Raw genomic sequence first — 9,665 nt, forward strand, 5'->3', positions numbered from 1 at the left:
GTCCAATTGGGTTGATGTTTATCATGTTGGTGAAGTATTTTGGAGCAAGAGCGATCGCTACCGACTTGTTGCCTTCGAGAATGGAAAAAGCATTGAATGTGGGAGCAGAAGCAGCGTTTGATGCTCGCGATCCTAATTTACCAGAAAAGATTCATGCCTTAACCAATGGTTTAGGGGTTGATGTGACTCTGCTTGCGGTTCCCAGTGAAAAAGCTTTTTTCCAATCCCTTGACTGTACCCGCAAAGGTGGTAAGATCCTCTTTTTTGCCGAATTCCCCGATGAAGTAGAAATCCCCATTAATCCCAACCTTCTTTATAGAAGAGAAATAGATTTGATGGGTAGCTATAGTTCATCATATCGATTACAAAGTTTAGCAGTTGATATCGTATTTAACAAGCGCATTGACGTACAAGCTTTGATTAGCGATCGCATTCCACTACAAGATTTATCAGCCGCCGTAGAAAAAGCGATCGCGCCCACTCCAGAAACTTACAAAATCTTGATAGTTAATGATTAGAGATCGGTTCCTCTAAAATTACCGTTTTTTGTAGGGTGGGCAATGCCCACCATTTAATGTTGGTGGGCGTTGCCCACCCTACTAACAATCAACAGCTAACAAAAATGCTTATATTAGTAACAATTCTTGCCTTTTACCTAGCATGGAATTTAGGAGCAAATGATGTTGCCAACTCCATGGGAACATCAGTAGGCTCTAAAGCTGTGACATTGAAACAGGCACTTATAATTGCCGGGATATTAGAATTTACAGGTGCAGTCCTTTTTGGACGAGAAGTATCGCAAACTCTTGCTACAAAAATTGCCAATCCTGCTTTATTTGTCAATGCTCCTCAAATATTAGTGACTGGAATGCTAACAGTTCTAATATCTTGTGGAGTGTGGTTGCAAATCGCCACATCACGAGGTTTACCTGTCTCTTCTTCCCATGCAGTTGTAGGTGCGATCGCCGGATTTAGTTGGATGGCTTTAGGAGTCAATGCTATTGATTGGTCATCCATTGGAAGAATTACTCTCGGCTGGATTGTGACCCCAATTATTAGTGGTGCGATCGCTGCTTTATTCTACAGTCGAATTAAGCATTGGATTCTAGAAAAACCAAACCCATTAATACCTTTAAACGAGTGGATTCCTTGGTTGAGTGCAATTTTGCTAGGCGTCTTTGGCATTATTGTTTTACCATCAGTGACTCAACCAGTGGCCAATTTTTTGCTTTCACAAGTTGGGTTCAAAATACCCGCCCACGATCTTTCCTTAGCCAGTGGTGCATTAGCAGCCGTCGGTCTCACGTTCTATAGTTGGCGACAGTTAGAAGACACGAAAAAGGAGCAAACTAATAATCTTCAATTTCAAAATACCGTTGAAAAATTGTTCGCAAGATTTCAACTTTTAAGTGCTTGTTTTGTAGCATTTGCTCATGGCTCTAATGATGTCGGTAACGCCATAGCACCTTTAGCAGCAATTGTCTATATCAATCGAACTGGTACAGTACCCCTAAATGGTATTGATATTCCTCTATGGATTTTAGTTATTGGTGGTGTTGGTATTGTAGGTGGTTTAGCTGTTTGGGGTAAAAAAGTGATTGCTACCATAGGCGAAAGTATCATTGCTTTGCAACCCAGTAGTGGATTTTGTGCTGAACTAGCAACTGCTACCACCATTTTACTGGCGTCCCGAATTGGGTTACCCGTTTCCACTTCTCATGCTCTCGTCGGTGGCGTTGTTGGCGTTGGATTGGTAAAAGATGCCAAGTCGGTTCAATTTAAAACACTCCAAGGGATTGCTGCAGCATGGCTCATCACAGTTCCCCTAAGTGCAGGCATTTGTGCTATTTTATTCGGCATTATCACTTGGGTGACTGGGGACTAGGGACTGGGGACTGGGGACTGGGGACTGGGGACTAGGGACTAGGGACTGGGGACTGGGGATTAAAAAAGACATACTCAACTCAATCACCAATCGCCAATACCCAATCGCCAATCGCCATTGCCCCTTATCCCCAGAGGGGGCCCCGAGTTCCCCAATCGCCAATCACCAAAAGCATTTTTAGAAAACGAATTAAAGGATAAAGCATAATGGGGCGATTTGAGAGAAGACCAGATAACTTGCGAGGAAAAGGCGACCTATATGGCTCTGCAGAATCTGCTATGAGAGCAATTACTGAGGAGTTACAAATCATTCAACGTGGTGTTCTCAAGTCACTACAGGAGGATGTGAAGCGGTTGCAAGCCGATAAAGAGCGATTGACCAAAGATATTCAAGATTTACAAGAAGAGAAAGGACAGCTACAGCAAGAGCAGCAAATTTCTCAGCAGCAAGCATTGATTCGTCAACTATCTCAGGTTTTAGCTAGCCATATATCTCTGCAACTCCAATCCTCTTTGGAAACGCTGACAAATCAAGCGGTGCAGAATGCTTCCCAAACAGCAATCGGTCAAGAACCCACTGCAACACCAATTCCAAGCACAACAGAGCAAAATAATCCAAATACTTTTAAACTTCTTAACTCTTTGGATAATGCACTGATTACCACATTCAATTCACTTCAACAAGATCTAAAAAACTATCAAAGCAGTCTTTCGCAGCAGTTAGCCCGGATGCAAGGTCAACAGAAACAGGGAGAAGCAATTTTAGCAGAGTTGGTGGATCGTCTTCATCAAGAATTACAAACAACATCTGGCAATACTGTACCTGTACTTCAAGAAACTGCTGGTTCTGGTGATGAAACAATTCTTCCACAACCGCAAACTTATATCGAAACTCCTACAAAGTTGCAGTTAGATGTGAATCCACCACAGGAAACTGTGTTTCCAGCATCTGTAACCTTTAATGAGAACCTCACAAGCGAAGCGGTAACGTCTTCAGAACCAGAGCCAGTAGAGCCTGCACCGCCTCCAACTGTAACAGAACCAGTACCAGACGCATCGACAACACCAAGGGAATCTTTATTTCGGCAAATTGGCATTTCATCTTTGTCTGCAATTGGTATAGTGCTGGTTGTATTGTCAACGGTTGCGTCGTCGCTATACAACGTCGCCATCAAGGTCATTTTTAACCCTGGTTCCCAAATTTTTGGTGTTTTTGAGGTACAAAGTCTCTTATATCCAAATTTGGGAAATTCTTTGTTGCTTTTAATGTTGCGGATGCTTGTGGTTGTTCCACTTATGATGCTTTTGGCACCTATTTTGCATCCACGAGTTTGGCATGATATGCAATTCTTGTTTGACTCATTTGGCAAAAATTCAAATCATCCCACTGCAAAGCGATCTTTAATTTTGTCGCTTGTGAGTGGGTGCTTTTTGTTTTTATCGCAATTACTCATCTATCTTGCAATAGGTCAAATCCCCACTGGAATGGCGATCGCACTTTTCTTTGTGTATCCCGTTTTAAGTGGGTTATTTTCCTGGGTGTTGTTCCGAGATCGCTTGACTTTGTTCAGTACTGGTGCTTTTGCGTCTATTGGTTTAGGGGAATTACTGGTACTGGCGGGTGCTGTCAGTACTGTAGGAAATACTCCATTGGGAAGCGTTGCGGCGATCGCATCCGGAATTTCTTTTGCTTTCTATATCGTCCTTTCGCGTATATCTGCTACTAAAGTTCATCCAGTGACATTTACACTCATCAACTTCGCCACAATGATGGTGCTGTCGCTCGTTGGTTTATTGTTACCTTTACCCGCTGATTGGAATCTTCAAATTAACCCTACTATCCTCCTAGAACTGGTGTTAAGTGCTTTTCTCTTGGGCGTGCTAACCCTTGGTAGTTACTTGTTCAATAACTTTGGCGTTCGTAAAGTTGGTGCGTCACGCTCCGCCATCATTAGTGCGATTGTACCAGTTTTAACCGTAATTTTAGCTGGATTTATCATTCAAGAGACTTTGGGAATTGAGCAAGTTTTAGGCGTGTTATTCGTGACTTGCGGAACTATCGCTCTTTGTCTTGAAAAGGTCAGAAATCTTATCAAACCTACGAAATGACCTAATTAATTTAAGAAACTAAAAGACGCGACTGAGCCTTACTTAAAGTCATAAAAATGTCTGACGCTGAGAAATATTGTTCGCAAATGAACGCGGGGTCAAACCCCACACCCCTCCTTTTTTTTACTCAGTTTTCCCAAGGTAATAAAACTTGTAAATCATACTACGTAATCATTTCAAGCGTTTTTTAATTTTTATGTCTCTTAATTTAGAAATGAGGTAGCATAGGGGTGTAAGTAACATTTATGCAATACGAAATATAATATTTTTTGAAAAGAGTATAAAGATAATTGTAATCTGTTGAAATTATTTTAATGATACTTATAAATTGTTGTTTTGTATCTTCTCTAACATATCTAACTAGTAGCTATTGGTAGAATTATCAAAAATTGTAGATCTTAAGGAAGGAACTTTGAACTTTGGAAATAACCCTAATTGGAGTTCTGCGCTCTTTTTGGAAGGAAGTTTCCCGCATTGCCAAAACATCAACAAAAGTTTTGAGCAAGGTGGTTTCTGGAGTGTCGTGTTGTGCGATAGTAAAAGAGGAGTATTTTCCACTTCCCACTCAAGAGTCCCTACTCCCTACTCCCTTTTTAAAGATGGTAACTAAAAATATGTAAAGCCAACTCTTAACAATGTCTTAACGCGAAGGGGAATTGACTCATTTTGAATCACCTCAAGTCATTCCAGTACTATCTGGTATTCGCGATTTCTCATCATAAATTTTCCTTCGGAAAAAGTAATATCCATTAGCCTGACAACTCGTTTTGGCCGATGCAACTAACCGCACTCAAGGGAGAATACTTCCTTGAAATCTTAGCTTTTGTGCTGAAATAGTGTGAAAAGGCAGATAGCAGGGGGCAAAAGGCAACGATACGAATCGAGCCTTGAGTTCATTGATGTTTTCACTCCTAAGAGTGATTTCTGCCTAATTGTAAGGGAATACACCAAACCAATTGGTACAAGTTTCCTGATAAACACTGCAATCGGTGGAAATATAGGTAGTCGCTCCTCGTATAGGCTGATGCTTGCAATACTGTGGCGCGAAACAATATGATTCAGAGTCCTTGCTCTGATTCAATACTTGGAGTTACGGAATAAAATTCTAACCCATGACTACCAACATTACACACACTTAACGCATAATAGATGAACTGAGGTAATGCCAACGCCATCAGTCGGGTGTATGCTACTGCTACTTTTTTCGTTGACTGAAAACTCGTAAACGTGCTATTCAACTGTTTGTAATATGAGTAACGACGTAGATCTGATCAAACGTCTTGGCCCCAGTGCAATGGATCAGATCATGCTATATCTAGCCTTTAGTGCCATGAGGACAAGCGGGCACAGGCATGGGGCATTTTTAGACGCAGCCGCTACGGCAGCTAAGTGTGCGATTTACATGACCTATCTAGAGCAGGGACAAAACCTGCGGATGACAGGGCATTTACACCACTTAGAGCCAAAACGAGTAAAAATTATTGTTGAAGAAGTCAGACAAGCGCTGACTGAGGGCAAACTCCTCAAGATGCTAGGTTCTCAGGAACCGCGCTATCTCATTCAGTTACCCTACGTGTGGATGGAAAAGTACCCCTGGCGTCCGGGAAGATCCCGCATTCCAGGAACCAGCTTGACATCAGAAGAGAAGAAGCAAATCGAGCAAAAACTGCCGTCTAACCTTCCTGATGCTCAGTTGATTACCTCATTCGAGTTTTTGGAATTAATCGAATTTTTACACAAGCGATCGCAAGAAGATTTGCCAGAAGAGCATCGCATGGAATTGAGCGAAGCCCTAGCAGAGCATATCAAACGCCGCTTGCTTTACTCCGGTACCGTAACTCGTATTGATTCTCCGTGGGGAATGCCTTTCTACGCGCTCACCCGTCCATTTTACGCTCCCGCCGACGAGCAAGAGCGTACATACATCATGGTGGAAGATACAGCTCGATTCTTCCGGATGATGAGAGATTGGGCAGAACGGCGACCAAACACAATGCGGGTTTTGGAAGAACTGGACATTCCTCCAGAGAAATACGAACAAGCAATGGAAGAGTTGGATGAAGTTATTCGCGCATGGGCAGATAAATATCACCAAGATGGTGGTGTCCCCATGATTTTACAGATGGTGTTTGGAAAAAAAGAGGACTAATCAGTTATCGGCGAACAGTCACCGCAATTCAGTCTTAGTGTTTTTCCTAAGAAAGAATTGCCAAACCGAATGGTAAGACAGTTATCAGTCGGCAGTGAAAACTGAATAACTGATAACTGAATAATATCTTACTGACCCGGAGTTAAAGGACCGGGAGCCGTTGCTGGTGGAACGGTGGGCGGCTGAGAAGGAGTTGGGGTAGCCCCTGGTGGAAGTGGAGTAGACTCATAATTCGGTCTGAATTCCGCCGGTTGAGAGGTTGACGGAATAAAAGTAGGTAAGTAGCCAGTTGTGCGATCGCTAGCATCAATACAGCGGTCATAAGCTTGAATGGCTGAAAAGTCAATTTCTGTACGCAAACCTACTACACACTGTGCAAAACGCACGGGTAACAAGCTGCGACCGCAGTAACTTAAAACTGTTGGATCGACCGCCTCACGAGAGTATCGACTAATACCAACTACACAGGTAGCTAAATCTTCAGGACGCCTTGCTTGTCTACAAGTTGGTAGTGCAGTTGCGGCTTCGATTTGCGTTTCTTGCTTAATTTTATACACGCAATTCCCTAAATCTCTAGGGCTTAGCGCTTCTGCACAGGCTTGCGATACTGTTTCCGCCGCTATACCCACGCCCAGGAGTCGCGCTGCACAACCCCGAAAATCTCGCGCATTAGTTAGGGCAGAGTTAGATCCCAGGGATAGAGCCATACCTTGCGATATCATTGCCAGCCATCCAACTATAGTCAGCGCTGGTACTGTCAGTCTCATTGCTTGTTTTTTTCTCTTTAGCATTTCCGTTCTCCAAACACCACCGCTATGCTACCTCAAGAAAGAATTATGAATTATGAATTATGAATTATGAATTGAGAAGAGCAGTGATTGAAAAAATTAAGTTTGTGTGATTTACAAACTTTTCATAAAAATTTATCATTTATCCTTTATTGTTTTGACTTTTTAGGGCTATAATCATATCTTTGGGTAATATTAAGCAGGATTGAAACAAGGATACTCATGTCCCGATATAGAGGGCCTCGTCTTAGGATTGTACGCCGTTTAGGCGATTTGCCAGGATTAACTCGTAAAAGTGCTAGACGTGCTTATCCACCAGGACAGCACGGTCAAAACCGCAAAAAGCGTTCTGAATATGCTGTGCGGTTAGAAGAAAAGCAAAAGCTCCGCATGAACTATGGTTTGACGGAAAAGCAATTGCTGCGTTACGTGCGTAAAGCAAGGCGCGTTACCGGTTCTACCGGACAAGTTTTGCTGCAATTGTTAGAGATGCGGTTAGATAACACCGTTTTCCGCTTGGGAATGGCTCCCACAATTCCCGCAGCGCGTCAGCTGGTTAACCACGGTCATGTTACAATTAATGGCCGCGTGGTTAACATCCCCAGTTACCAGTGCCGTCCGGGAGAAGTTATTTCGGTGAGAGACAGGGAAAGATCTAAAGAGTTGGTGACAACTAACTTACAATACCCTGGTTTAGCAAACCTTCCCAGCCATTTGGAATTTGACAAAAATAAGTTGGTTGGTAAAGTCAACAGCGTCATTGAGCGTGAGTGGGTGGCGCTACAAGTTAACGAACTACTTGTGGTGGAATACTACTCGCGTCAAGCTTAATTGACCAGTGACCAGTGACCAGTGACCGGTGACCAGTGAATGGTGACCGGTGACCGGTGACAAAGAATTAGCCACCTATTTGCGACATAGTGCGGGTGTAGTTGCCAGTTTCAGTGCCTGAATAACGCTGTTTGAAGTTGATTTCTGGCTTGAAAGCAAGTAAGTGTCTGACTCGATTTTGCAACTCGGCTGTACTGACTCCTTCGCGAAGTGCCGTTTTTAAGTCAAGTTGACCGATTTCATTTAATAAGCAAGGACGCAACCAGCCATCAGCTGAAAGCCGCATTCGATTACAGCGATCGCAAAAACATTCCGACATTTGGCTGATAAACCCTAGCGTCCCTTTTGCTCCCGGAATTTGAAAGACATCAGCAGGTCCATTACCACGAATTTGAGAATTTATCAAGCCCCATCGTTCGCGAATGCGTTGCCGAATCTCTTCAGAAGGTATCCAACCGCGATTCCCAAATAATTCTGAATTCCCAATAGGCATAAATTCTATGAACCGGATGTGCCAGTGTTTGTCAATGGTAAGTGCGGCAAGATCCAAGAGTTCGCGATCGTTCACATCGGGGATGGCCACAACATTTAATTTCAGGGGATCGAATCCTACACGATAAGCAGCTTGAATACCATCCCAAACCTGCTGCCATTTTCCCCGTCCGCGATTCCCGATGATAGAGTCAAAGGTAGCTGGGTCGAGGGAATCCAAACTGATATTGATTCGGCGCAAGCCAGCATTGTAAAGACTTTGTGCCATAGGAGCTAGCAAAAAGCCATTTGTCGTCATCGAAAGATCTTGGGTTTGGGGGAGGGATGCGATCGCACTAACCAAATCCACAACGCGGGGACGGAGTAATGGTTCCCCTCCTGTTAAGCGAAACCGATTAAATCCTACGGGGATAAAAACTTCTTTAATAAGAGTCAGTAATTCCTTATCTGTCAGCAACTGCTGTTTGAGGATATAGTCAAGTTCCGACCCCTCTGGCATACAATACTGGCAGCGAAAATTACATCTGTCTATTAAACTAATCCGGAGGTAATCTACCTGGTTCATATTTTTACTAGCTTTAGAGAGTTATGCAGAATCTACTATTTTTGTCAAGCTATAAATACTTGCTTACTGTATAAATTTATTGAGTTTCTTTTAGACTAGCGCGTGCTGAAAATATTTGCGAATCGTAGTTTCAACCTCGATCCGGTGGCTGTCTTCACCTCGTTCCCAGGCTTCGCCTGGGAATGCCTTCGTGGAGGCTCCGCCTCCTGTATTGAGTACAGTCTCATGAAATTATAGCTATACAAGCAAAACCTACCTACGCAGGTTTAAGAAGGCATTAACTGCTGTACTTCTCCTGCTTTGTCATGTAAATCTAACTCTTGGTAGATTTGCAGACTTTCAGACAAAAATTGGATAGAGATCGCCCATGTATTTGGGTAGTTTTGCTGGCTTCGTTTTAGGTAAATTTCGCCTAACAACTTTAGTGCTACAGCTTTTTGTTTGTAACGGTTGTATTCATCAAAGATTTGCAGGCATTCTTGGGCAATTTCTTGGGCGCGATCGAGATTTTCCAGAGCTTCCACTTCCAGGTAACCACGAGCCATATCGAGAGCTTCATCCGCTCTATCAGCTGTTTGTCCTAGTTCGGTAAGATAAGTTAAGCCAGTAAGGTAGTGTTGCTCGAACTGATTTATTTGTTCCTGTCTTGATGAGTCGTTACTGGGTCGAAGGCGCAGGCGTTCTGAGTAGAGTAAACCGAGAGTTGTGTAATCATAAGCTAGATTTTCCTTACCTATTTGGTCATCCAATTGCTGACGCAAGGCTAAGTTTTGATTCTCGCATTCAATGGCTGGCTCGTACTTACCCCATTGTGCGTAGCAACCAGCCATCCAGTACCATTGGTTGG

The 9,665-nt window shown here is 43.1% G+C and carries 7 protein-coding genes and 1 pseudogene; 5 read left to right on the plus strand and 3 right to left on the minus strand.

Annotated elements, in window-relative coordinates:
* The 4 genes from ACKTT2_RS01580 to hetR all read left to right on the plus strand — a co-directional run.
* Window positions 1-518 (plus strand): zinc-binding dehydrogenase (locus ACKTT2_RS01580; RefSeq protein WP_407883278.1); only part of this gene is annotated, 518 nt, incomplete at its 5' end.
* A 104-nt stretch (window positions 519-622) separates the two neighbouring features.
* Window positions 623-1,885: an inorganic phosphate transporter gene (locus ACKTT2_RS01585; protein ID WP_407883280.1), complete on the plus strand. Its 1,263-nt coding sequence runs from the start codon at window positions 623-625 to the stop codon at window positions 1,883-1,885.
* A gap of 206 nt (window positions 1,886-2,091) precedes the next feature.
* A complete protein-coding gene (locus tag ACKTT2_RS01590; RefSeq protein ID WP_407883282.1) occupies window positions 2,092-3,993 on the plus strand; it encodes an EamA family transporter in 1,902 nt (633 codons plus the stop codon).
* A 1,249-nt stretch (window positions 3,994-5,242) separates the two neighbouring features.
* The gene (gene hetR, locus ACKTT2_RS01595) at window positions 5,243-6,142 is read left to right on the plus strand and encodes a heterocyst differentiation master regulator HetR (RefSeq protein WP_407883284.1); all 900 of its coding nucleotides are present in this window, start codon (window positions 5,243-5,245) and stop codon (window positions 6,140-6,142) included.
* A gap of 128 nt (window positions 6,143-6,270) precedes the next feature.
* Here hetR and ACKTT2_RS01600 read toward each other — a convergent pair whose 3' ends face one another.
* Window positions 6,271-6,933, minus strand: a complete 663-nt coding sequence (locus ACKTT2_RS01600; RefSeq protein WP_407883286.1) for a hypothetical protein — start codon at window positions 6,931-6,933, stop codon at window positions 6,271-6,273.
* A gap of 219 nt (window positions 6,934-7,152) precedes the next feature.
* Between ACKTT2_RS01600 and rpsD the strand changes: the two genes are divergently transcribed.
* A complete protein-coding gene (rpsD, locus tag ACKTT2_RS01605) occupies window positions 7,153-7,761 on the plus strand; it encodes a 30S ribosomal protein S4 (protein WP_407883288.1) in 609 nt (202 codons plus the stop codon).
* A 67-nt stretch (window positions 7,762-7,828) separates the two neighbouring features.
* Here rpsD and moaA read toward each other — a convergent pair whose 3' ends face one another.
* Window positions 7,829-8,818, minus strand: coding sequence for a GTP 3',8-cyclase MoaA (gene moaA, locus ACKTT2_RS01610; protein ID WP_407883290.1), 990 nt, complete (start codon window positions 8,816-8,818; stop codon window positions 7,829-7,831).
* 266 nt (window positions 8,819-9,084) lie between these two features.
* A pseudogene (locus ACKTT2_RS01615) lies at window positions 9,085-9,665 on the minus strand (tetratricopeptide repeat protein); the annotation flags it as partial.

Origin of the sequence: Scytonema hankhaensis NUACC26 (assembly GCF_045865695.1) — a bacterium.
Lineage (GTDB): Bacteria > Cyanobacteriota > Cyanobacteriia > Cyanobacteriales > Nostocaceae > Scytonema.

Bases quoted from the DNA above. Each gene is read 5' to 3' on its own strand.
- ACKTT2_RS01600 (WP_407883286.1), bottom strand. From the start codon at position 6,933: ATGCTAAAGAGAAAAAAACAAGCAATGAGACTGACAGTACCAGCGCTG.
- rpsD (WP_407883288.1), top strand. From the start codon at position 7,153: ATGTCCCGATATAGAGGGCCTCGTCTTAGGATTGTACGCCGTTTAGGC.
- hetR (WP_407883284.1), top strand. From the start codon at position 5,243: ATGAGTAACGACGTAGATCTGATCAAACGTCTTGGCCCCAGTGCAATG.
- ACKTT2_RS01585 (WP_407883280.1), top strand. From the start codon at position 623: ATGCTTATATTAGTAACAATTCTTGCCTTTTACCTAGCATGGAATTTA.
- ACKTT2_RS01590 (WP_407883282.1), top strand. From the start codon at position 2,092: ATGGGGCGATTTGAGAGAAGACCAGATAACTTGCGAGGAAAAGGCGAC.
- moaA (WP_407883290.1), bottom strand. From the start codon at position 8,818: ATGAACCAGGTAGATTACCTCCGGATTAGTTTAATAGACAGATGTAAT.